General features: G+C 51.7%; 16 protein-coding genes. 11 read left to right on the top strand and 5 right to left on the bottom strand.

Translation table 11 applies throughout. The annotated features are described in order from the left end of the window. Window positions 1–55: 55 nt before the first annotated feature. From LWL52_RS04055 to LWL52_RS04065, 3 genes are read right to left on the bottom strand one after another with little or no spacing between them, the layout of a single operon-like run. Window positions 56–3,091 (bottom strand): efflux RND transporter permease subunit, encoded by a 3,036-nt coding sequence (locus LWL52_RS04055; protein WP_242917171.1) that lies wholly within the window; start codon window positions 3,089–3,091, stop codon window positions 56–58. After that, window positions 3,088–4,026 (bottom strand): efflux RND transporter periplasmic adaptor subunit, encoded by a 939-nt coding sequence (locus LWL52_RS04060; protein WP_242917173.1) that lies wholly within the window; start codon window positions 4,024–4,026, stop codon window positions 3,088–3,090. Before LWL52_RS04060 ends, LWL52_RS04055 begins: the two co-directional genes overlap by 4 nt. Continuing rightward, window positions 4,023–5,261, bottom strand: coding sequence for a TolC family protein (locus LWL52_RS04065; protein ID WP_242917175.1), 1,239 nt, complete (start codon window positions 5,259–5,261; stop codon window positions 4,023–4,025). Before LWL52_RS04065 ends, LWL52_RS04060 begins: the two co-directional genes overlap by 4 nt. Window positions 5,262–5,694: 433 nt before the next feature. Here LWL52_RS04065 and LWL52_RS04070 point away from each other — a divergent pair, with 433 nt between their 5' ends. Continuing rightward, window positions 5,695–6,453: a hypothetical protein gene (locus tag LWL52_RS04070; protein ID WP_242917177.1), complete on the top strand. Its 759-nt coding sequence runs from the start codon at window positions 5,695–5,697 to the stop codon at window positions 6,451–6,453. A gap of 98 nt (window positions 6,454–6,551) precedes the next feature. Here the strand turns inward: LWL52_RS04070 and LWL52_RS04075 are convergent, their stop codons facing one another. Further along, a complete protein-coding gene (locus LWL52_RS04075) occupies window positions 6,552–7,904 on the bottom strand; it encodes a sensor histidine kinase (protein WP_242917179.1) in 1,353 nt (450 codons plus the stop codon). After that, window positions 7,894–9,252 carry a sigma-54-dependent transcriptional regulator gene (locus LWL52_RS04080; protein WP_242917181.1) on the bottom strand — a complete coding sequence of 453 codons (1,359 nt, stop codon included), beginning with the start codon at window positions 9,250–9,252 and terminating at the stop codon, window positions 7,894–7,896. Before LWL52_RS04080 ends, LWL52_RS04075 begins: the two co-directional genes overlap by 11 nt. Before the next feature lie 285 nt (window positions 9,253–9,537). On the opposite strand from LWL52_RS04080, the gene LWL52_RS04085 reads away from it, so the two are divergent. The 10 genes from LWL52_RS04085 (at window position 9,538) to LWL52_RS04130 (ending at window position 24,496) form a co-directional block, all read left to right on the top strand. Further along, window positions 9,538–11,964 (top strand): ABC transporter permease, encoded by a 2,427-nt coding sequence (locus LWL52_RS04085; protein ID WP_242917183.1) that lies wholly within the window; start codon window positions 9,538–9,540, stop codon window positions 11,962–11,964. Window positions 11,965–12,227: 263 nt separating this feature from the next. Then, window positions 12,228–12,593, top strand: a complete 366-nt coding sequence (locus LWL52_RS04090) for a BlaI/MecI/CopY family transcriptional regulator (protein WP_242917185.1) — start codon at window positions 12,228–12,230, stop codon at window positions 12,591–12,593. Window positions 12,594–12,605: 12 nt separating this feature from the next. Next, window positions 12,606–14,963, top strand: a complete 2,358-nt coding sequence (locus LWL52_RS04095; RefSeq protein ID WP_242917187.1) for a M56 family metallopeptidase — start codon at window positions 12,606–12,608, stop codon at window positions 14,961–14,963. Window positions 14,964–15,210: 247 nt separating this feature from the next. Then, window positions 15,211–17,673 carry an outer membrane beta-barrel family protein gene (locus LWL52_RS04100; protein ID WP_242917189.1) on the top strand — a complete coding sequence of 821 codons (2,463 nt, stop codon included), beginning with the start codon at window positions 15,211–15,213 and terminating at the stop codon, window positions 17,671–17,673. Between the two features lie 349 nt (window positions 17,674–18,022). Continuing rightward, window positions 18,023–18,586: an SRPBCC family protein gene (locus LWL52_RS04105; protein WP_242917191.1), complete on the top strand. Its 564-nt coding sequence runs from the start codon at window positions 18,023–18,025 to the stop codon at window positions 18,584–18,586. Between the two features lie 159 nt (window positions 18,587–18,745). Continuing rightward, window positions 18,746–19,186, top strand: coding sequence for a DUF1569 domain-containing protein (locus LWL52_RS04110; RefSeq protein WP_242917193.1), 441 nt, complete (start codon window positions 18,746–18,748; stop codon window positions 19,184–19,186). A 111-nt stretch (window positions 19,187–19,297) separates the two neighbouring features. After that, window positions 19,298–20,539 (top strand): acetyltransferase domain-containing protein, encoded by a 1,242-nt coding sequence (locus tag LWL52_RS04115; protein ID WP_242917195.1) that lies wholly within the window; start codon window positions 19,298–19,300, stop codon window positions 20,537–20,539. A gap of 190 nt (window positions 20,540–20,729) precedes the next feature. Beyond that, a complete protein-coding gene (locus tag LWL52_RS04120; RefSeq protein ID WP_242917197.1) occupies window positions 20,730–21,479 on the top strand; it encodes an SDR family NAD(P)-dependent oxidoreductase in 750 nt (249 codons plus the stop codon). 415 nt (window positions 21,480–21,894) lie between these two features. Further along, a complete protein-coding gene (locus LWL52_RS04125; protein WP_242917199.1) occupies window positions 21,895–23,592 on the top strand; it encodes an arylsulfatase in 1,698 nt (565 codons plus the stop codon). Window positions 23,593–23,602: 10 nt separating this feature from the next. Then, window positions 23,603–24,496 (top strand): bile acid:sodium symporter family protein, encoded by an 894-nt coding sequence (locus tag LWL52_RS04130; protein WP_242917201.1) that lies wholly within the window; start codon window positions 23,603–23,605, stop codon window positions 24,494–24,496. Window positions 24,497–24,522: the final 26 nt, after the last annotated feature.

Consider the following 24,522-nt stretch of genomic DNA (forward strand, 5'->3'; position numbering starts at 1 on the left):
GGTATGCAAAAGGAACGTCTGTTACCTGTTGCAAACCTGCTTTGTTTGGCCATATTTAAGCTGTCATTCCCCTTCGCTTAAAAAGCAACAGCAGGAAAGTAGGATACACGATCAGCAGCAGCGGCAGCGCGATCACAAAACCCCCGATCACGGCGATGGCCAGGGGCTGGTGCAGTTGCGCCCCGGTGCCAATGCCGAGCGCAATCGGTGTTAAGGCGATAATCGCGCCCAAGGCCGTCATTAGTTTGGGCCGCAAGCGCGTGGAGATGGCATAGGTCACGGCCTCCTCCGGACTCGCTTGGTGCAATGTTTCTTTAAACTGCAGAAAGGTAAAAATGGCATTTTCGGCAATGATGCCAATGATCATGATAATGCCCGTGTAGCTGCCCACGTTCAGCGCGGTATGCGTGAGGAGCAGGGCCAGCAGACTACCCGAAATGCCAAGTACCGCCAGCAGCAGGATCAACAACGCCACGCGAACATCCCGGAACAAAAACAGAATAACGGCAAACACCAGCAAGGCCGCTGTGACAAGTATAAGCAGCAGCTCCCGGAATGACTGTTGTTGTTCCTGGTACGCCCCCCCATAACTGATGTGGTAGCCCTGCGGTAAATGCACTTTAACCTTGATCTGCTGCTGAATATCTCTGATGACGCTGCCCAGGTCGCGGTTGTCGAGGCGGGCGGTTACCGGGATCATGGTTTGCAGGTTTTCCCGCTCGATCTCCGCCTGGCCCGGCTGTACGTTTACCTGAGCCAGCGTCTGCAGCTGGCGGAGCTGGCCCGTTGGTAAAAAGACAGACGTACTTTTAAGCGCTTCGATGGAAGATTGGGTTGCCTGCGGGTATACCATGCGGATGCCGGTTTGCTGCTCTTTCTCAAAAATAGAACCGACTATACTTCCTTGTAGCTGTACCTGTAGCTGATTTTGCAGATCGGAAGAAGACAGGTTAAACTGCGCCAGTCGGCGGCTGTCGGGCAGCACTTCCACCGCCGGACCCGCAATGGTGATGCCGTTAAATACGTCGGCGGTGCCAGGCACGTTTTCGGTGATGGCAGCAACCTGCCGGGCCAGTTGCTGCAGCTTTCGCTGGTCATCTCCATAAATTTTTATTTCGATGGGTTGCGTAGAGCTCATCAGGTCGCCGAGCATGTCGCTGATCACCTGGCCGAAGTCCACGGTCAGGGCGGGCTGGGTCGTTTCCACAAACTCACGGATCTCGTCGATCACCTCGTCGGACGTGCGGCTACGGTCTTTTCTGAGCTGGATCAGGTAATCGCCATCGTTGGGCTCGGTAATAAAAAAGCCCATTTGCGTGCCGGTGCGGCGGGTGTAACTTTCTACTTCGGGTATTTGAGTGATCTTCTTTTCTATTTCGCGCAGCATCCGGTCTGTTTCGGCAAGCGATGTACCGGGCGGCGAAGTATAATCCAGCACAATGGAGCCCTCGTCCATCTCCGGCAGAAAACCCGTTTCCAGGTTAGAGGAGGATAAACAGGAGGCAACAACAAGCATAACTGCAAAAAGGATACTTAGCGCCGGGCGATGAATAAAATAGGTGATCCAGCGGCGTGATGTGCTGTGCGCGTTTGGCGTGGCGGCCTTTATCCGGTGTTTGCCCCGCGAGAAAAGCAGGTAAATAACCGGCAGGCCCAGCCAGGTAACAAAAAAGGAACTGACCAAGGTGATGATCATCGTATTGGCCAGTATTTTAAAGTATGCTCCGGCTACGCCGCTCAGCAGCACAAACGGGAAAAAGATGACGATGGTGCTCACCGAAGAACCCACCATGGCCGGCAGTAAATAATGCACAGACCCGGAAAGCAGCTTTTTGGTCGGCGTTTCGGGGTGCTCCTCGTGCGTGCGGTGGATCTGTTCTACTACCACAATCGCGTCGTCTATCACAAGGCCGATAGCTGCCGCAATGGCCCCCAGCGTCATAATGTTCAGGGTATAGCCCAGCACCAAAAGCACGATCAGCGAGAGGGCCAGGGTGATGGGAATGGTGAGCAGGATCACGGCGCTGGACTTAAGCGAGCGCAGGAAAATTACTGCCACCACGATCGCTAAAAGCAAACCCACAAGCAAACTGTCGGAGACGCTGCGGATGGCATCTGCCACAAAATCGCCCTGCACATAGTAGGGTTTCAGCGTGACGCCCTTCGGAAGTATAGACGCATTCAGCTGGGCCACTTTGTCGGTAACCGATGCCGCAATATCCATCAGGTTAGCGTTGGGTTGCTTGAGCACCGCCACCAGCACGGCACTTTTGCCATTGGCGTTCACCCGCACATATTCCACCTGCTCAGCTACGCGCACCTGGGCCACGTCCTTTAACTGTACCACCCGCAGGCTGTCGTTGCTGACCACAAAATCCTGTAGTTCCTCTATGTTTTGGATGGTGGCATCGGTCACCGATAAGTAGAGCCTGTTGTAGTCGGAGATGTAGCCGTTGCTCTGGATAAAGTTGGCGCTGCTGAGCGCATCCGAAATCATAGCCGGCGTGATGCGCAGCGCCTGCATGGCGTTCGGGTTCAGTTCCATCCGGTATTCCTTCGTTTTGCCGCCCGACACCCGCACATCGGCTACTCCCGCTACCTGGGCCAGGTAGGGCTTTATCGTATAGAGGGCCAGCTGGTTGAGTTCAATCGGGCTCCGGCCGGGGCCATCCAGCACGTAGCCCTGCACCGGCAAAATGCTGGGGTTCATCTTCTCCACGGTAATGGTAATGCCTGCCGGAAGCGCCTCTTTTGCCTGGTTAATGGCCGACTCCACCTGTTGTTTGCTTAGGTCGATGTTGGCGTTCCAGTCCATGAACGCGGAGATTTCGCAGCTACCCCGGCTGGTGGTGCTGCGCAGCATTTGCAGGCCGGGCACCTGCTTGATGGCGTTCTCCAAGGGCTTGGTCACTGTGATCATCATAGTGCCTACCGGCTGCAAACCCGTGTCGGCAATTACTTTTACTTTGGGGAATGTTACTTCCGGGAAGAGCGAGATCTGTATACGGGAGAAGGCAAAGGCGCCGCCCAGCAGAATTATCGCCAGTACCACCGCCACGGGGCTTTTATACCTTACAAAGAAGTTCTTCATTCCGCTTGTCTGGGATGGATGGTCACAAAAGCGGTGTCGGGCAGGCCATAGTTTCCAGAGGTAAGCAGGCGGTCGGAGGGAGCAAAAGCCGGACTAAGGATCTCCACCGTCTGCTCAGTGCTAAGGCCTGTCTTGACCGGTACTTTTACGGCGGTGGTATCGTTGAGCAGTTTCATTACCCAGTAGGCATCCATGGTTTCATTGGTGAGCACTGCCGCCTTCGGCACGACCTGGGTGCTTGTTTTTGCCGCTGTTGTTAGGCGTACCACGGCTTGCAGATTTTCCGGAAGTATAGTCTGGCTTTGGGGTTTAATTACGAATTGTTGCGTTTGGGCAGCGGCATTCATGGTAGCTAATTGGGAGGCGATGGTGCCCTGTATTTTTGTAGAATCAGCCAGGATGATTGTGACGGCTGTACCGGTGGTAGTATACTTATCCAGCTCAAAGGGCACGTTGACCAGGAAAACGAAACTCTTCAGGTCCGAAATAACGGCCAGCTGCTCCCCGTCATTTACATAGTCGCCGGCCTGGCGGTTCAGCTCCAGCACCACCCCGGAAGCGGGCGCTTTGACCGTGATCACACCCTTAAAGGGCAGCGAGGAATCCTGCGTCATCAGGTCGCCCAGCACCTGCGCTTCCTTTGTTTTCATGGTAAAGAGCGCCGCACCGGCTTTTACCTGTTGGCCCAATTTTATGAACACCTGCTGGATATACCCGTCGGTGCCCGCTTTGACCGTGTTCTTTTTCTGGTAAGTTGAAACAGCGTTCAAGTCGAGGGTTTCCTGGATGGGTACCCTGGAAACAGTGGTGACGGTAACAGGCGTTTTCACCTGGCGCATCTCCTCTTCCGCACTGTTTCCCGGTTCGCCGGAAGGAGCCGAACAGCCGGCCAGCAGGCACCCGGACAAACAGAGCAAATATAGGATGTGTCTCATTTTAGATGATTAAATTCGTTCAGTACCTGGTAGCGGCTGATCTCGGCCTGCACCAGGTTATTCTGTGTTTGGGCATAGCTGGTGATCACCAGGATAAAATCGGTGAAGCGCACCAGCCCGGCAGCAAGCTCTATCCTATACATGGCCAGGAGCTTTTGCTGGCTTTCCAGTTGCTCCCGTATGTCCTGCAGCAATGTATCGGTGGCGGCCAATTGTTCCTGTAGCTGCCTTTGCTGCATGTGGTACTGGCGCAGGTAAAAGTCGCGGTATTTTATTCGGCTTTGCTCGGCTATACTTAGTTTCTGATACGCTAGCTGCCGTTGCCCGCCATCATAAAGAGGCACCGAAAAACTAAGGCCAACGCTGGAGCCCAGGTGGCGCGGTATACTTTGCGGGGTGGTCGCCATCACACCCGCGTCGGCAAAAGCAGAAAACTTATAGCGGTAATTCAGGTCTACCTGTGTTCTGCTGAGCGCCAGTTGCAGGCTGTCGATCGTAAACTTTTGCAGGGTAGGCGTGCGGCTGGCTTGTAATAAATTCTGCACCGGAATTTCCGGCTCCTCCAGCGTTACCTGCCCGGTATCCGTGAGGCCGCAAAGGATGCGCAACCCGTTCAGATCGAATCGGTATTGGGTACGGGACTGCCGTAAGGCAATGGCCTGGGCCTTGATGTTGATGAGCAGGTTGAGGTAATCGGTTTGCAGGTATACGCCGTTCTGCACCAGTTTGCGAAGAGCAGGTTCCTCTTTTTGGAGGATGTCGAGCACCTGGCGGCTGAACTGCATTTGCCGGAAACCGGCATACGTGGTAATGTATTGTGCCGTGATGATTCTTTTTAAATCTTGTACCTCTATTTTTTGTTGCGCCGCCAGCGATTGATTTAAGAGCCGGATGTTTTGCAGCTCTGCAGCGCGCGCCCGCTTATTCAACAGATTTTGCGTCACGCTCACTATGCCCGTATAATTGCCGCCATCCGTAATGGCCTCGTCATAGCCGAAGTTCCGGCCCGTTGGGGTTTCCATGGCGTTGGCGTTAGCGCTTACCTGGGGCTTAAAGCTGGCGTATACTTTCAGGCTGTCGATGAGGTTAGCCTGTTGCTGGTAGCGGTAATCCTGCAGAAGCGGGCTGTTCTCTAAACCTGCGTTTACATAAAAGTTTAAGGTATGGATTTGCCCAAAAGCCAGGTTGCAGCAGAGTAGCAGCGCGAAGAAAAAGAAGACATACCGGTTCGGCATAGTGCGTTTTTTGGTGCTGAAAACGACGGCCCTGAGTGCAGGCCCCTATGTATAGTATAAGTAGCTGAAATTTGTTTTTGAATAGCTGCTTTATTAACGAAGCGGGTGCGTTTGCGTTCATTGGGCAGAGGGGCAGCCACTTAATACGCAGGGCCACATGGTATAACTGCATCTGCCAAGGAGCCTAAATTGGTTGAAAATCGGGCGTAGCTGTTGGTGGAAGTATACTGCTTTGAGATCTAGTTTGCCGCCCGTCAAACAAAACCCTTAGTTGGTAGTCAGGTCCGGATACCCGTATTGTTTCTGTGCCATCTATTGCTTTCTGTGCTACAGAAGATAAAGAAAACCTCACTAACAGAGCCCATCAGCCGCAGGAGGTTGGCTGCGCATGGGATTGATTTAACAACAGCAGCCAGGACCAAGTATAACCACCATGACTTATCATATTTTAAATGGAGATGCGCTGGTGGATCGGTTCCTGGCTACAGAGCTGGCCGGTAACGTGATCGTAATGCGGGAATGCCTGGTGGAAGGGAATCTGGCAGGCGATACGCTTCCTGCCTTTTACCGAACCCGGGCAAACTACCTTGCCGCAACGTATGGCGTGACTCCCGATAGCTATTTTGATAAAGTAGTCGGTGAGTTTGAAAAACTGCACCAGGCAGCTGGCCCGTCTGAATTCAACCTTTGGTTTGGTTACGATTTGTTTTGCAGGGCCAATATGTGGTTCGTGCTTGCCCTTTTGCAGGAACTGCCTTTTAGCAAAGAAATCTTCGTCGTATATCCTGCTTATCTGACCGGCAACGACGTCTGGCAGGACTTTGGAAAAGCCGGCCCCAAAGAGCTTCTTTTCTGTTATACCCAACGGCTCCAGCTTGGCGAAAAGGACCTGCAATTGGCAAACGATCTATGGCAGGCTTACAAGCATGGCGACCTGGCCGAACTGACACGCTTGTCCAGGCAGCCGTCAACAGGTTTTCCTTATCTGCAGGAAGTCTGCCAGGCACATCGGGAGCGGTTCCCTAGTGGGGAGGAGAAAGGGCGGCCAGAGAAAGTGATCGAAAGGCTGCTTGCCGGCGGCAAAACGAGTTTTCCGCAGGTTTTCGAGGCGTTCTTTAAAAGCGAAGGCGTTTACGGGTTTGGCGATCTGCAGGTAAAACGGATCTATGATAAAGTCATGCAAAGCCGCTAACCCCGGCTTGCCAAATATAAAATCGCTTCAGGCAGAAATGCGACAAGTCCACAGCTTGCTCAAAGTATACCTGCTTTTCCTGCCAGGCAGGTTGCCGCCTAATTAAACCTAAGTATAAAGGCTGTGCCTACCCCTTCTGCTGACTGCACCTGAATAGTGCCGCGGTGCAGCAGCACAATCTGCTTGCACAGGCTCAGACCAATGCCGCTTCCCTGCTTTTTGGTGCTGAAAAACGGGATAAAGATCTTTTCCTGAATGGCTTCGGACATGCCCGCACCGTTATCTTCAATTTTGATCACTATTTTGCCGCCTGCCGTGCTGTACGCCGACAAGATGATTGTAGGATCGGGGCGCTCTTTTACTGCTTCCATCGCATTCACGAGCAGGTTAATGAGCACCTGGTCCAGCAGGTTGGCGTCTGCCTGCAGCGTGAGCGAAGGATCTTTCAGCACAATCTCCAGCCGGATATGCTTCTGCCCGAGCGTAGGCTGCATGAGTTGCTGCAGGTTTGTAAAGGTCTCTTTCAGAGAAACCGTGTCTTCGTTCAGTTTGGTGATCCTGCTCAGGTTCCGATACGTGGTGGCAAATTTCAGCAGGCCTTCGCTCCGGCGCTTGATGGTGCTGACGCCTATTTCCAGATCTTCCACGTCATCAGCAGCAGCTCCCCTGATCACGGTTTCGTGCAGGCGGTTCTTCAGGGTGTCGGCAAGCGACGAGATGGGCGCTACGGAGTTCATGATCTCATGCGTCATCACGTTCAGGAGCTTCTGCCAGGCCTGTGCTTCTGTTTCATCCAGCGCCTCGTTTACGTTCTGAAAAGCAACCAGTTTATACTTGTGCCCTTCACTCTGAAATGCCGTGGCCGACAACAAGACCTTTACTGCATTCTTCTCCAGCAGAAATGTGTGAATCGTAGCGACTTTATTCTGGCCCGGCTGCAGCTGCAGCACTTCCTCGTATAGTTCTTTGTCGCGCTTCTCCAACGTATGGATCGTTTTCATGTGGGGCACCTGCAAGAGCTTTTTAAGTGTTTCGTTCATCAACAGCACTTCCCCGCTCTCGCTGTCATACGACATGATGCCCGTGTCTACCAGCTCCAGGATCAGCTGCAGTTGCTGGTGCTGGGCTTCTCTTTCTTTGCTGATGGTTTTAAAGGTGGTGTTGATCTCATTGAAGCCTTTCCGCAACTGAAGCAGGTCAGAGGGCGCGTGCTTCTCATCAAAGTAACGGGTAAAGTCGCGGTAATGGACCGATTCTACAAACTGGTTGAGCTCCAGCTGTGCCTTCCGCAGAAAGCGAATGAGCTCCACAACCTGGTAAACAGCCAGCGGCAGCAGAAAGACAAGCACCTCCGACAGGCCATTGACGATTACGATGGCGGGTATACTTAAAGTGAGGCAAAGCAGGGCAATGCGGAGGATCAGCCGGCCTTCAAAGTTCTTAAAGCCCATACTTGCTCAAACGTCTATACAGTGCCGTGCGGGTAATACCCAGCTCTTTCGAGGCTTTTGTCAGGTTGCCGCCGTGTGTCTCGAGCACTTTCAGGATGGTGGCTTTCTCCAGTTCTTCCAGGTTGGTAGCCTGCGCGGCAGCCTTCAGGGCCGGCGCTGTTTCGATCGGGGAGAAAAGGATGTCGCTGCCTTCCAGCACGTCCGTATCCGCCATAATCACGGCCCGCTCGATGGCATACTGCAGCTCGCGCACATTGCCCGGATAAGGATAGCGCAGGAGTTTTTCGCGCGCTTCTTTGGTTAGTTCCGGGGCGGGCTTCAGATACTTGTTGGCATAAACCGTTATGAAATGGTTGGCCAGCAGAATGATGTCCGCACCGCGTTCGCGCAGCGGGGGCACGGTTATCTCCACCGTATTGATGCGGTAAATAAGATCTTTGCGGAAGCGCGCCTCATTGGCCATCTCCGTCAGCGACACATTGGTGGCACACAGCAGGCGTACATCAATGTCGGTGGGCTCGTTGGCACCCACCCGGATCACCTGCCGGTTCTGCAGCACGCTGAGCAGCTTGGACTGCTGGTGCAGCGAAATGTTACCGATCTCATCCAGGAATATCGTGCCTTTATGGGCGGCCTCAAACCGGCCGGCGCGGTCTTCGCGGGCATCGGTAAAGGCGCCTTTTTTATGCCCGAACAGCTCCGTTTCAAACAGCGACTCAGTCAGGGCGCCAACATCCACTTTCACAAAAGGCTTGTCGGCCCGCAGCGATTGCTGGTGAATGGCTTTAGCGATGAGCTCTTTGCCGGTGCCGTTCTCGCCCAGAATCAGGATATTGGCATCGGTAGGCGCTACTTTTCTGATCTTGAAAAATATATCCTGCATTACCTCCGATTCGCCCAGCAGTTCGGTACCGGTCGCGGCCGTTCTGCCCGTGAGTGAGGTTGTTTTAGCGCCATTTTCTTTCCGGTCGAGGGCATCCTGCAGCGTGCCCAGCAGCTTGTCGTTGTGCCAGGGCTTTACTACAAAATCAAAAGCGCCCTCTTTCAACGACCGGATCGCCAGGTCGATATCGCCATAGGCCGTGATCATAATCACCGCCGCTTCTGATTTGAGAGACTTGATTTTCCGGAGCCAGAAAAGCCCTTCATTGCCGGTGTTGATCGAGCTGGCAAAGTTCATATCGAGCAGGATGGCATCAAACGTATGCTGGGCCAGCAGCGCGGGGATCTGCTCCGGATTCTTCTCTGTGATAATTTCCTTTACCTGCGGCCGCAGCAACAGGCGCACCGCCGTGAGTACGTCGGTATCATCATCCACAACCAGAATAGAGGCCTTTTTTAATAACATAAGCAGATCAGGTATAGCAATGAAAGAAACTATAATTATGCCACTATTGCAACAGCCTGAATATGAAGCCCCAGGCCAGCCCGGTAAACACAACTACGTGCAAATTCGCACGGCTGGTGTGCGATTTCGCACGCATCAATATTATGTTATACTTTGTAAGTCACTGAAAGACAATAGTATATTTATCTGGCATTTGTTCTGTTTACGGCTCTGGCAGATGCGGATGGTGCTTCGTCTGCCAACACTGCCAACAATTATATCTCCGGACTTAGTAAATTTAAACCTATGCTACGCAACTACTTCAAAACCGCCTACCGAAACCTGATCCGGCACAAGGGATTTACTATCATCAACATTGCCGGGCTGGCCCTGGGCCTCACGGCCTGCCTGCTCATCGGCCTTTTTGTGTATGATGAGCTGCAATATGATAAGTTTTTGCCGGAAGGCGAGCAGGTCTACCGCATCTACGACGAGGTGAGCAGTCCGGATGGTGATGAAACCGTACTCCCAACGCCGCCCCCATTTGCCACCACGCTGGACGAGAATTTCCCGGAAGTGGAGCAGACGGTGCGCATCCTCATGCAACCCTTCGATGGGCAGAATCTGGTGGAGTGGGGCGAGAAGCGGACGTATGAACAGGGCGAGTTCATTGCGGATCCGGGCTTTTTCAAGATCTTTCCGCTTTCCTTCAAGTATGGCTCCCCCGAAAAAGCGCTGGATGACCCTTCCTCCATCGTGGTATCGGATAAGTTTGCCCAAAAAGTATTCGGCAACATAGATCCTGTGGGGCAGAAGCTAACCGTGAACAAGCAGCCCTTCCTGGTGCGGGGCGTTTTTGAAAGCAACCCTAAATTCCATATGCCGGTTAACTTTGTCCTGTCGCTGAAAGCGGCGGAGTTCCCCCCTGAGCGCATGAAAAGCTGGGGCTGGCAGCAGTTTTTTACTTACGTAAAGCTGCGGGAGGGCGCTGATCCATCGCTTACCCAGGCCAAGTTCCGCGACATCGTGAAGAAGCAGGTCGACCCGTCCACCAACGAGCCCTATAAGTATAAGCCTTACTTTCAGCCCCTAAGCAAGGTCTACTTATACTCGGCCAGCTTTAAGTATAACCTGTTTCTGAAAGGAAATATTACCTATGTGAAGGCGCTCAGCATTATTGCCATTTTCATCTTGCTGATTGCCTGCTTCAACTTCGTGAACCTCGCCACAGCCAAATCCATGCAGCGGGCAAAGGAGGTAGGCGTGCGCAAAGCCATAGGTGCCAGCCGAAGCCAGCTGATGCAGCAGTTTCTTGCTGAGACCCTGCTGCTCACCCTTATTAGTGTGATCTTTGCCGCCGCGCTTACTTCGCTGGTGCTGCCTTCACTCAATGCTTTTACCGGCAAGGAAATGTCGTTTAATATCTTCTCGAACCCCCAGCTGTTATTGCTCCTGCTGGGCTTAACCCTGGTGGTGGGCATGCTGGCGGGTTTTTACCCGGCCCTGGTGCTGTCGGGCTTTAACCCGGTACGGGTGCTCAAGGGAGCCGTGGTGAGCGACAGCCGGATCGGCAAGGTGCAGTGGCTGCGGCACGGGCTGATTGTGGTGCAGTTCGCCGTATCCATTTTCCTCATCATCAGTGCCGTGATCGTGTTCCGGCAGGTTTCTTACCTGCATAACAAGGACCTGGGCTTTAACCGCGACCAGATCATGTTCTTCCAGATGCGGGGAGATAACATGTTTGAGAGCTATGAGACGTTTAAACAAGAGCTTAAAAAGTTGCCGGGGGTAGCGAATGTGTCCATGGGCTACGGTTTTCCGGGTGACGCGACAGCCGGGGATGGAATCAACGTGCCCCGGAACGGCGAGCAGGTGCGGCACCACGTCACGCAATTAATGATCGATTATGATTACCTGAAAACCCTTAATGTGAAACTGGTAGCGGGGCGGCCCTTTTCCAAAGAGTATAAAACGGATACGGACCACGCGTTCATGCTCAACGAAACAGCCGTGCGGGAGCTGGGCTATGGCTCGCCCGAAAAAGCGCTGGGCCAGCCCCTGTCCTGGAACGTGTGGAGCGACACCAATCCCGACACGCTGAAAGAAGGCAAGATCATTGGCGTGGTCAGGGACTTCCACTACAAGAGCCTGTACGACAAAATGGAGCCCACCGTGCTGCAGATATTTCCGCCCGCTTACTGGAAAGTGGCCGTGAAAATGAAGGCTGGCAATATTCCGCATACCATTGACCAGGTGACGAAAGTATGGAACAAGTATGCGCCGGATTACCCCATCGAATACATTTTTATGGACGACAACTTCCAGAAGATGTATAAGGCCGAGGACAAGCTCAAGTCGCTGCTGTGGATCTTTACGGGCGTGGCCATCTTTGTCGCTTGCCTGGGCCTGTTCGGGCTGGCGGCATATGCAGCCGAGCGCCGCAAAAAAGAGATCGGCATCCGCAAAGTGCTCGGAGCAGATACCTCGGCCATTGTAGCGCTGCTCTCCAAAGAATTCCTCAAACTGGTGCTGGTAGCGGCGCTAATCGCTTTCCCGCTGGCCTGGTACGCCATGAGCGTGTGGCTGCAGGACTTTGCTTACCGCATCAGCATACCGCTGTGGGCATTTGTGACGGCCGGTCTGGTCGCTGCCATTGTGGCTTTCCTTACCATCAGTTACCAGGCTTTTAAGGCGGCCACCGCCGACCCCGTGCTGAACCTGCGGACGGAATAGGCTGATAAGTTCGGTTATACTTTGCAGGATTGACTAGGCTTACGAAGCAGTTTTGTAGCAGTCCCTTTTTATAAGCAAACGAATGCTTGCCTGTAAAAGAGGGCTGCTACAACTGCTTTTTGCAGCTGTCTGCCAGTTTCTAAGTAAAAGGGAGCATGATCCGAAATCCTAATGCAGCAGGCTCCGTACTAATAGATTAGTTTTAATACTAATACATTAGGATTTATACTAATAGATTAGTAGTATTGGGAAATATTACCGCTATGCAGAAATTAGGAAAAAGAGAAGAGCAGATCATGCAGGTTGTCTGGAAGCTGGGGAAAGCCTTTATCAAAGAGGTGATTGATGAGCTGCCGGAGCCCAAACCACACTACAACACCGTGGCTACCATGGTGAAGATCCTGACCGAAAAAGGATTTTTAAGTGCCGAGAAGCTGGGAAACATGTATCAATATACGCCCCAGGTGTCCCTGGCCGACTACCGACAGCAGGATGTGGCTAGCATCAAGCAAAAGTACTTTGGCAACTCCTTTACCAGAATGATCACGCATTTTGCAAAAGAGGAGAAGCTCTCGGACGACGAAATTGATGAACTGGTGCGCATTATTAAATTACAGAAGAACAGCTAAATCTCAAAAACGATGATCGCCTTACTGCTAAAAGCTTCTTTTGCCCTGGGCGTTGCCCTCTTATTTTACAAGCTGCTGCTGCAGCAGGAGAGCTTCTTCAGGGCCAACAGGATTTACCTGCTCGGCTGTATTGTGCTGGCCTTTGCCTTGCCGTTTGTTAACCTGCCGCAACTGGTAAGCAGGCAAGGCTACCTAGCAACTGTTTTTGAACGCGCACCTTTCTTTGGGCAAGATAACACATCAGCACAGCAAAGCAGGGCAGCAGACCAAGAGGAAATAACAGGAGGTGTACGAAAAGAAGCCGTAACGCAAATCCCATATAACGGGCCGCAGGAGGAAGCCCCTAATGAGTTGCAGCAGTACCGTGCAAACGAGCAGGCGCAAACCACAGCTTTGCCGGCCAGCAGCGGACAAACGTTCAGCCTTGTTTTCTGGCTCGCGATGTTATACTTCTTTGGGGTAGCGGTTTTCGGGGTCAGCCTGCTCCTGCAGGTAGGCAGCATCTTTTACAAGGTCTATAAAGCTACCGATAAGATAGAAGATGGCGACTGCGTGCTTGTGAACACAGCCGAACGGCAGGCTCCCTGCTCATTTTTCCACTACATCTTTATTTACCCGGATGAGTATGATTTCGAGACATACGAGCAGATTATCGCCCATGAGAAGATCCATGTCCGGCTGGGCCATAGCCTGGACCTGCTGCTGGCCGAAATAACCGTGATCATCCTGTGGTTTAACCCGCTGGCCTGGCTGATGAAGCGCGAAATTGAGAAGAACATTGAATACCAGACCGATGCCGCGCTGCTGGAAAAAGTACCGGTGAGCCGCGACCGCTACCAGCTGAACCTGCTGCAGATTGCTGTGCCCCACAAGCCGCTCAGCATTACCACCAACTATAATCAATCACTGTTAAAGCAACGGATCATGAAGATGAATGCTAAAAAATCAACGCCGCACGCCTACTGGAAATATGCTTTCCTGGCGCCCCTGTTTTTCGGAACGCTACTGCTGCTCAACGAACCAGCCAGCAGCCAGAACAGATCACAAACAGATGCTAAGATAGAGCCAGTACCTGTGGCCGCCACTGCCCTTGCTCCGCAAACGGTACCAAATCCGGAAGCAGCGCCGGCCGGAAAAGGCAAGAAAACCAAAGTGCTAAATGAAAAAGTAAAGGAGAAAGTAAAAGAGCGGGCCGGAAAAAACAAGGGCTTTTCGCTCAACATCCAGGGCGACAAAGTCGATCTGTCGCAGGGCTATTGGTATAACAGCCAGGAAAACGGGCAGTACTGCCTCGAGCTGAAAGGCAGCAAAGGCTCCTCGAACTGGAACATGAACCGCTGTTTCGACAAAGGGCTCTTCCAAAAGAAAGGCAATGATACGTTTGTGATGACGCGGGAAGCCGGCACGCTGCAGTTGTCGGGCAACCTGGAGGCCGAGGCCGGACAAGGCAAGTATACCTTTACCCCGGATGCTTCCTTTAAAAAGTACCTGGCCGATAACCGCATCAATTCAGACGACAAGAACCTGCTGTTTCACTTGTTTTTCGGGAACGTAGACAGAAGCTACATCAGCTACCTGAAACAAAACTACGAAGAGGTAGAAGGGGAGCGCCTGCAGGAGCTGGCCATTTTCGATATCTCGAAGACAGACTTTCAGCAGTATGTAGCGCTATTCCAAAAGTATAGCAACAAAAAGCCGTCCTTACAGGAGGTGGTGGAAGCGCGTATCCAAGGCATAGACGAGGCGTATGTGCGGGAACTGGCCAGCGCCGGTTACAAGGATCTGAGCATGAAGAAAATGATGGAAGCCAAAATCCACGGAGTCAGCGACGACTATATCAAAGGCCTGCAGAAAGCGGGTTACGCCAATCTGCCCATCGACAAGGTCATCGAGACTAAAATATTTAATATCAGCCCCGAAAACATAAAGGAAATGCAAAGTCTGGGCTATGGTGAGCTTCCCCTCGACAAAATGGTCGAGCTGAGAGTACATGGGATTAACAAAGCCTACTTACAGCAACTGAAAGATGCGGGGCTAAACAACCTGACGCTGGACCAGGTTATCCAGGCGAAGGTGATGGGCCTGGATGCTAATGACGTTAAAAAGTACAACGCGTTGGGCTTTAAGGGCATGGACTTTGAAAAGATGATCGCCGCCAAAATACACGGCGTGGATGCTGCTTTTGTGCAGGACCTGAAAAAAGCCGGCTTCCCGAATTTGGATTTCGACGATGCGGTAGCGGCCAGGATACACGGCATCGACAGCAATTTTATCAACAAAGCCCGCAAAGATGGCTACAACCTCAACAGTATCGATAAATACATCGAACTGAAAATTCACAGCATGGCCATGAAGTCGCTGAAAGAGTAAGGCTGTTTGTTTGAACGGGCAACAGTAGGTTAGCCCTGCCGGTGTATACTTGCTGTTGCCCTTTTTACCTTTCCTGGAATACTACTAAAAAGTAGCCGAAGGCGCGGGTATGTCCCTGCAGGAGCTTTTTATCAGCATTCCTTCCCTTTAAAGATTTGCGGATGCGTGCAACCATCGCCCTATCCGGTTGTCTTTAGCCTATAGCAGGTAAACCCCTCTCTTTACTATCACTTCTAAAATTTATACTATGAAAAAAGCCCTACTTTTTTTGCTGGTATTGCTATGCCTGTCGCTTTGCTTTTCGGCGGCAGTGTGGGCACAGCAGGCGCCAAAAGGAAATGGCACCATCTCTGGTCTACTGACTGACTCACTTACCAGGCAACCTATCCCGTATGCCACGGTTGCGCTGCTGCTAAAGGGCGCTCCGCAGGCGCTGAACGGTACCCTGACCGACAATAACGGTCGTTTTTCCTTTTCCGGCATGAGCGCAGGCAACTATGAACTGGTCTTCAGCTTTATCGGGTATAAAACCAAAACGATCCGGCAGGTCATTATTTCAGAAGGCAAACCTGCAGTTGCGCTGGGCACAGTGTTGCTTCGCCCGGCTGTAACCCGGCTGCAGGAAGTAAACGTGCAGACGCTGCGCCCAACGATAACGCATGAGGCAGACCGGATGGTGGTGCAGGTGGAGGGATCGGCGCTGGCAGCCGGCAGCTCGGCCTATGATGTGCTGGCCAAAGCGCCGGGCGTTTACATAGACCAGGAAGGCAACATTCAGCTCAACGGCAGGGCGGGGGTAACCGTGATGCTGGATGGCAAGCTAACGTACCTCTCGGCCCGGGATTTGCGCACGCAGCTGGAGGGCATGTCGGCCGAAAATATTAAAAACATCGAGATCATTACCAACCCTTCAGCCAAGTATGATGCCGAGGGCGCCTCGGGCATTCTGAACATCAACCTAAAAAAGAATGAAATGCGGGGCATGAACGGCAGCCTTTATGCCGGTGCCACTTACAACGGCGATCTGTACGGTTACTCGGCAGGGGGCAGCCTGAACTACAAAGCGGGCAGGTGGAACACTTTTCTGAACCTGGATATGGCCAGGCGGATCGGCGGGCGCGAGGCAACCTTTACGCGCGTGTTTCAGGGGCAGGCGGAAACAGTATACTTCGACCAGGTAGCCACCGGCCAGTATCATGTGCAGGGGCCTCCGGGGGTGCGCTTTGGGGCAGACTACAGCCTGGATGAGCGCCATAGCATCGGGTTTGTGGCGAATTATGCCACCAATTTCCTGCACAACAATTTTCTGACCGATACCTACATCGGCCCTGCTCCCAACCAGCCGGCGCTATACATCGACGCCAACAACTACGTTACGAACCGCTTTACCACCCGCAATTCCAACCTGCACTACCAGGGCAAGTATGATACCCTGGGTACCACGCTTTCGGCAAATCTGGACTATGCCCGGATCAGCAACTTCGGGGAGGCGAACTTTTACAACTACTATGATTCACTGCAATCTGACCAGCCTGTTATCCAGGATTTCCTGTACACCAACACGCCCAACGGGTATGATATCTATGCGGCCCAGCTAGACTACACGTACCCTATTGCAAAGGAAAGCAAGCTGGAAATGGGGGCCAAAGCCAGCCGGGTGGTTTCCGACAATGACTCGCGTTTTTACTTTAACAATACCGAGGTGCCCCAACTGGACCCCAACCGCACCAACCATTTTGTTTATGAAGAGAACATCTATGCGGCATACCTTAACTGGAGCGGCAAGGCAGGGGAACGCTTTAAAGTGCAGGCAGGCCTGCGGGCCGAGCAGACGCAGTCGAGAGGGGAGTTGCGCACAACCGGGCAGGTGAAGGAGCGGCACTACCTGAACCTGTTTCCGAGCGTGTTTGTGCAGCAGAAGGTAAGCGACGATTACCAGCTCAACTACAGTTACAGCCGCCGTATCCAGCGCCCAAACTACGGGAACCTGAACCCCTTCATGTTTTACCGTGATCCCTATACCTGGGTGCAGGGCAACCCCGATCTGCGGCCGCAGCTGACGCATGCGTTCGGCATCCGGCAGGTATTCAAGCAGGATTACAGCCTGGAACTGAACTACCAGCTGAACCACGACGTGATTGCCGAAGTGCCCGTGATAGATGCCGAAAAAGCCACGACCTTATACTACAACGGCAATGTAGACGATGCGCAAAGCCTGAGCCTGACAGCAGTGGCCCCTGTTAAAATCATGAAGAACTGGGATACTAATAATACCCTGGTTGTTTCTTATGATCAGTACAGCACAATGGTGAATGCCGGAAAGATAAGCAACAAGCAAGCGTCTTATATGCTGCAATCGAACCACACGATCCTGCTGCCGCTGGATTTCCGGGTTGAGCTGAATGGCGCCTACAACTCACGGGAGGTTTATGCGCTGTATGTGGTGAAGCCCCGCTGGTGGGTGCACCTGGGGCTGAAGAAAAGCTTTATGGATGAAAAGCTGGACCTAAGTTTCAACGTGAACGATGTTTTCAAGAGCCAGCGCATCGCTGTGGCGGCTAAAGTGGGTGAAGGAAACGTGAATGATTTTGACCAGTACCTCTTTAACCGCTACTTCGGCCTGACCCTACGTTACCACTTCAACAAAGGACAGAAAGTGGAGGAACGGGAGCGCAACAGCTTAGAAGAGCTGCAGCGTACCGGTAACTAGAACCTGCGACATATTGGCCCGTGCAGTAAAAACAAGTATGAACCATACCTATAGGCATGTGCACCTACACTAACAGGCAGTACATGATGCAGCCACGTTGCGCAAGCGAGGGGGAGCCGCCTCTACCTTACTGGAATCGTTTAGCTTGTAACTGAACGGAACGTAAGGCTTGCCTTTAAGCCACGAAATGTATGACCTGCTACAGAAGCCGGGGGCGAGATCCGCTTCCGGCTTCTTTTCTTTAAAAAATGACGGGCTGCATCCTTCCTTTTCTTGGTACTATCCACTTTAACGGCTACCTTCAAAGCGTTGTGCTGCAGGCACATGGTCTGAACGGCAGCAGCGGCCCGTGGCCTTACTCATCGCAAGCACAAAGCCCGTGGCGGTTCAGGTTAGAGACGACAACAAAACAGAAGCGCAACATTCAAATGAAATAAAAATGACTGACATAAAAGGGCCTGTAGTAGAAACGCAAATGCTTATCAGAAAACCTGTCGCGGCAGTTTTTCAGGCCTTTATTGACCCGGCCATTACAACCAACTTCTGGTTTACAAAATCTAGTGGGCAACTGGAAGTTGGAAAGACAGTGCGATGGGAGTGGGAAATGTATGGAGTTGCAACCCGTGTGCTGACAAAGCAAATTATCCCGGAGAAACTGATCTCAACCGAGTGGGGCGACCCGGCAACCACCGTCGATTACGAATTTACAGCCTTGCCGGACGATACCACTTATGTTGTAATTAAAAATTACGGCTTCCAAGAAACCGGCGATGCTTTGATGCAGGTGATCCAGGATAGTACTGGCGGTTTTACAACGGTGCTGAACGGGATGAAAGCGTATTTAGAGCATCATATCAGACTCAATCTGGTTACTGACAAATTCCCCAAAGAAGTTGTTGCGCACGGGAAATAATACAAGCCAACGTAACTGCTGCCTGCGGCCTTGACCGCAACAGTTAATGGAGTAACAGGATTACCAGTTGGGATTGCCAACTTTATACTTGCAGTGAGGCGCTTCCTTCCTGCCCTCATGGGCAGAGGGCCATTGATTATATATATAATTCATGCAACCATGAAAACAATATTTGACAGATCCACAAGAGAGGAATTGATCGGCAGAATTAATTCGCTTGATGAAAACAGTACCGCGCAATGGGGCAAAATGAATGTTTCGCAGATGCTGCGTCACTGTACGCAATGGGATGAAATGGCCCTGGGTAATAGGCAGTATAAACAATCTTTTATGGGCAGGCTGTTTGGCAGGCTGGCGCTGAAAAGTATGTTGAAAGACGAGCCCCTGAAAAGAAACTTACCTACTGTTCCTGCCTTCATCATAAAAGAGAGCCCGGATGTAGCGGAGGAAAAAAGCAAATGGATCGCATTACTTGCGCAGTATGAGGGGTTTTCGAATGACGGCTTTATTCATCCTTTTTTCGGCCCTATGACGAAAGAAAATACAGGCTATGTGGTGTATAAACATTCGGACCATCATTTACGGCAATTCGGAGTATAAAACAAAATAGCCACCTGCTTCCCATACTTGCCAGCACAGCGACCGATAAGCGCTTACCAGCTGAAGAATACTATAGTGCTCCTAAACTTTATTTAAACCACACAGAAGGTTATGGTTACTACTTCAGATGAGAGCGGAACATTAGCGGCAATTTTCGGGAAAACGCATGCTACTATTGTGCGGGCAAGTATAAAACGTGTTCATAGTATCGATGTGATACGGGGCATTGTCATGATCATCATGGTGCTCGACCATGTGCGGGACATGCTGCATCTTACATCTATTACTCAATCGCCTACTGATCTGGCAACCACTACGCCTGCGTTGTTTTTTACCAGATGGGTTACGCATTTATGTGCGCCTGTTTTCGTTTTCCTTTCCGGTACCTCGGCTTTTATCTCCGTGTCCAACAAGCAGGATCTTGCTGCCAGTAGAAGCTTTTTGCTGACCCGCGGCTTCTGGTTGATCGTGGTGGAGTTTACATTGGTCAACTTCGGGCTGTGGTTCGATATCCATTTCAACGTATTCCTGTTTGATGTCATCGCCACTATTGGGTGCGGTTTTGTTGTTCTGGGCTTGTTGCTGGGCAAATCAACCAGAACGATTGCCACCATTGGCCTGGTAATTATATTTTGCCACAACCTCACAGCTTTTATACCCGGCGAAGCCACCTCTCTTTTCAAAACGCTGGTGATGCCGTTTTTTGCTCCGGCCGCCATTCCGTTTGGCGATGGTAAAACCTTTGTGATGGGCTACCCGCCAATTCCGTGGTTAGGGATCATGCTGGTTGGTTTTACCGCCGGTAATTTATTCCTGAAAGAAATTGCCGAAAAGAAGAGGCTGTTTTTGCGCATCGGGCTCGCTTCTATCGCCCTGTTTCTCATCATCCGATCCTACAATATTTATGGGGATACCGTTCCATGGTCGGTTCAGAAAAACGGGTTGTATACTTTTCTATCCTTTATCAACCTTACCAAATACCCGCCCTCGCTCGACTTTTGCCTGTTGTTTCTGGGGATCATGTTTTTGCTGCTCGCAGCCTTGGAAGGCGTCCAAAACAGATTTACAGCAATTGCAGCCGTTTACGGGAAGGTGCCCTTGTTTTATTTTGTAATCCACTGGTACATTATCCACCCCATTGTATTTGCCATGGTGTTCCTGCAAGGCTACAAAGCGTCTGATATGGTTTTTGGCTTCAACTTTGGCCGGCCAAAAGAAGGGAGCAGCGGCCTTGGTCTTATACCCATATACCTTATCTGGATTGCGGTGGTCGTGCTCTTATACCCACTTTGCAAGTGGTATGGCAGCTACAAGGAAAAGCACCGTGATGTAAAATGGCTGCGCTACTTATAGCTTATAAGTATACTGAAGGTAACCGCATCTAACGCCAATCAGTAATCCGCAACTTATACTTGTACAAGGCCTCTCGGTCATATCGAAGGGCAGAAAAGTTAGCGCTTGGTTGATCCTGGAATGGTCCCACGCCCTGCCTGCTTCGTAATCATACTATATACATCCTTCTTCACTTTTAAAATATTAAAGTATGAAACAGCTGGAAAATAAAGTAGCCATTATTACGGGTGCCGGCTCCGGCATTGGAAAGGCAGCGGCCATATTATTTGCAAAAGAAGGCGCCAAAGTGGTGATCTCCGATGTAAATGAAGAACACGGCAACGGTGCCGTGGAGGAAATAAAGCAGGAGGGTGGCCAGGCTTTCTTTTTCAGGGCCGATTCCGCTAAACCGCAGGACAACGAGGCGCTGGTAAATCAGACCATAAAGCAGTATGGCACCCTGGACATTGCGGTGAACAATGCCGGCATAGGCGGGGCACTGAGCTTAACGGGCGAGTACCCAATAGAGGCCTGGCAAAAAGTAATTGACATTAATCTTTCGGGGGTATTCTACGGCTTGCGGTACCAGCTACCGGCCATGCTGGAGCGGGGCGGCAGTATTGTGAACGTAGCTTCTATACTGGGTATGGTCGGCACCAGGTTATCACCGGCTTATACTGCGGCAAAACATGGCGTGGTAGGGCTTACGCAGGCAGCAGCCCTGGAATATTCAGATAAAAAGATCCGCATCAACGCTGTCGGGCCAGGGTATATAAAAACGCCCCTGGTTACCAGTTCTGTGGATGAAGCGACAATAAAAGCACTGATCAGCCTGCACCCTATGGGGCGTTTAGGCGAATCGGAAGAAATAGCGGAATTGCTGCTTTGGCTGGCTTCGCCCAAAGCCTCTTTTGTTACAGGATCTTATTACCCGATAGACGGCGGTTACTTGGCGCAGTAGCCCTTTGATCTGAAGGGATGGTATCATCACATAGTTCCCCGGATGGCATTCCCTTTCTTGTCGCAAACCGGGGTTAAACTTGCGATTTTAAGCGACACTTCTGTAGGCGGAAGAACCAATTTATCGTATAGAAAGCAAGTAGATCAGTTGCCAGAGCAACAATAATCTAGGCAAGGCTAAAACAGGCGGCAGCCTGGTGCCTGAAAATAGCCTTTACGGGCAAACTGACCAATTCCGTTTACCAAACGTCCCTTTTGCGGATCAATGTCACCCCTACCTCCGCTGCTGCTCATCCACTTTGCCTGGTACCCGAACAAATCCGGAAGCGGATGGCGGCTATACTATTCCCTCCTGTTTTTACCCGCCCTGGTAAGTAGAAGCACGGATCAATTTAGGCCTTAAAATCTAAAAACGTATGAATCTGAACCGCCAACCTAATTTCCTGCTCGTGGTAGTAGACGACATGGGGTATTCCGATTGCCAGCCTTTTGGTGGCGAGATCAGCACCCCCCACATTCAGCAATTGGCAGATAATGGTGTCCGTTTCCGGCATTTTCATACTTCTTCGCTGTGTGCGCCTACCCGGTCCATGCTGCTCTCCGGCTGCGATAACCACGATGCTGGGTTGGGTAACATGCCCACAGCCCACGCTACTAACCAGTACATGCAGCCCGGCTACGAAGGCTACCTCAACAACGACGTGCAGACCATTCCTGAAATTCTGAAAGACGCCGGCTATCATACGTACATGGCCGGTAAATGGCATTTGGGCGAGCTGGAAGGCTTCAGGCCTCATTCCAGGGGCTTTGAACGAACGTTTTCTTTTTTAGGCGGTGGTGTTAGTCACTTTAACGACCAGCGAGCCCTGAGCGAATACGAGCAGCCGCACACCGAGTACTCGGAAGACGGCAGGACGGTGGAGAACCTGCCCGAAGACTTTTATTCTTCCAATTTCTATACAAATAAAATGATCCAGTACCTGACGGAGCAGGGGGAAGATAAACCATTTTTTGCCTACCTGGCCTTTACGGCGCCGCACGACCCTTTGCAGGTGCCGGATGACTGGCGCGATAAGTATAAAGGCGCCTATGATGGCGGGTACGATGCCATTCGGGAACAGCGCCTGCAGCGGATGAAGGAGCTGGGGCTGGTATCCGAAGAGCTAACCAAAAACGAAGGCAGTGGCATGTTTGAAACCTGGGACGAGCTGGTGGAGGAAGATCGAAAAGTAGCGGCAAGAAAGATGGAGATTTATGCCGCTATGATCGAAAACCTGGACTGGAACCTTGGGCGCTTGTTCGACAAACTAAAAGAAGCCGATAAGTTCGACGACACCATCATCTTTTTTCTCTCCGACAACGGCGCCAACCCCAAAGAGCCCTACTTCTATGCGCCAAATACAAAAGAGTCAATTGCCAGGGAGTTTGATAACAGCTATGTGAACATGGGCAGGATCAATTCCTTTATTTCGATTGGCGGGGCCTGGGCCGAAGTTGCCAATACGCCCTTGTCCTACTTTAAACTCACCACCTACGAGGGGGGCACGCAAACGCCGTTCATCGTGTCGGGCCGGCGCATGCACAAACGGGGCATCGTTACCGACGAGCTGCTGCACGTGACCGACATCCTGCCCACCATTTTAGACTATGCAAATGTCAGGTACCCGAAAATGAATGATAAAAAGCCGCTCTATGGCACCTCGCTCAAGCCATACTTGCAGGAAGAAACAAAACAGCCGGTGCGAAATGCGTTCGATGTGCTGGGCTTTGAAATAACAGAATGCAAAGCTGTGCTCAAAGGCGACTGGAAACTGATCTTTATGCCGCCGCCCTATGGCAAAGGCGACGAATGGCACCTCTACAACCTGAAGGAAGACATCAAAGAAGAAAACAATCTGGCAGGGCAGTTCCCGGATAAGTTCGAGGAGTTAATGGCAGCCTGGCACGCCTATGCGCTGTCGGTGGGCTATATAAAAGCCAATGGCGAATCGGCGCTTGCCCAGCTGGGGTTTGAGGAGTTTTACCGCTTCGATCCGAAGAACCGGCTAAAACCAGAAACCGGAACAGGGGAAAGAACGAGAATGAACGTGTCGCCTACAGAGCTGGGAGATTAAACCATACCTTATGTATGCGATCTTCATCAGCATCGCAGGAATCGTCCTGCCGCTCTTTGTTTTCCTGACGATGCTGAACGTGGGCCTGACCCAGCAGCTGCAGGATATCGTAAAATATCTGCAGGACAGATGGTTCGGCTTGCGGATGTTGGTGGCTAACTTCATACTGGCGCCGCTGCTCATGTGGGGGATGCTGCAGCTTTTTCCACTAGATCCGTACCTGCGGGTTGGCCTTATCCTGTTCAGTATTTGTGCCGGTGCGCCTTTTCTCATAAAGCTTACCCAACTCTCGGAGCACGACCTGGCGCTGGGTGCCAGCACCATGATCACGTTGGTACTGGCAACGGTTATTCTGGTGCCACTGTTCTTGCCCCTGATCGTGCCACAAATTGAGATTGACGGCGGGAGGATAGCCTGGACCTTGGTGAAGCAAATGATCATCCCGATTGGGCTGGGCCTGCTACTTGCAAAGGCGCTGCCCGGCTTTGGCGCTACTGTGCAGCCGTGGGTAGCCAGAATCGGCAACTGGGCTTTGTATGGGATGATCTTTACGACGCTGGCCGGCTACTTTCCCCAGCTTAAAGAGCTATTGGGCCAGGGAGCCATACTACTGGGTGTCGCATTTATTCTGGGCGCCTTTGGTATTGGCTACCTGTTAGGTGGCCGCCACGACAAAGATCACCTGCAGGACATTGGCGCGCTGGGCACGGCACAGCGCAATACGGCTGCCAGTATGATCATCGCCGCTCAGAATTTCAGCGATCATCCCGAAGTACTCGTTGTCATTACCCTTGCTAACACCCTTGGAATTGCCCTGCTGTTAGTAATTGCCAGATTCTTATCAAAAGACAATAAAGTTAAGATCGTGTTGCCCAACCGAAAGCTGATGCAACCAGATGCCTGAAGAACGTTAATTGCTACTAACACTGC

It is taken from the genome of Pontibacter liquoris (assembly GCF_022758235.1).
GTDB lineage: Bacteria > Bacteroidota > Bacteroidia > Cytophagales > Hymenobacteraceae > Pontibacter > Pontibacter liquoris.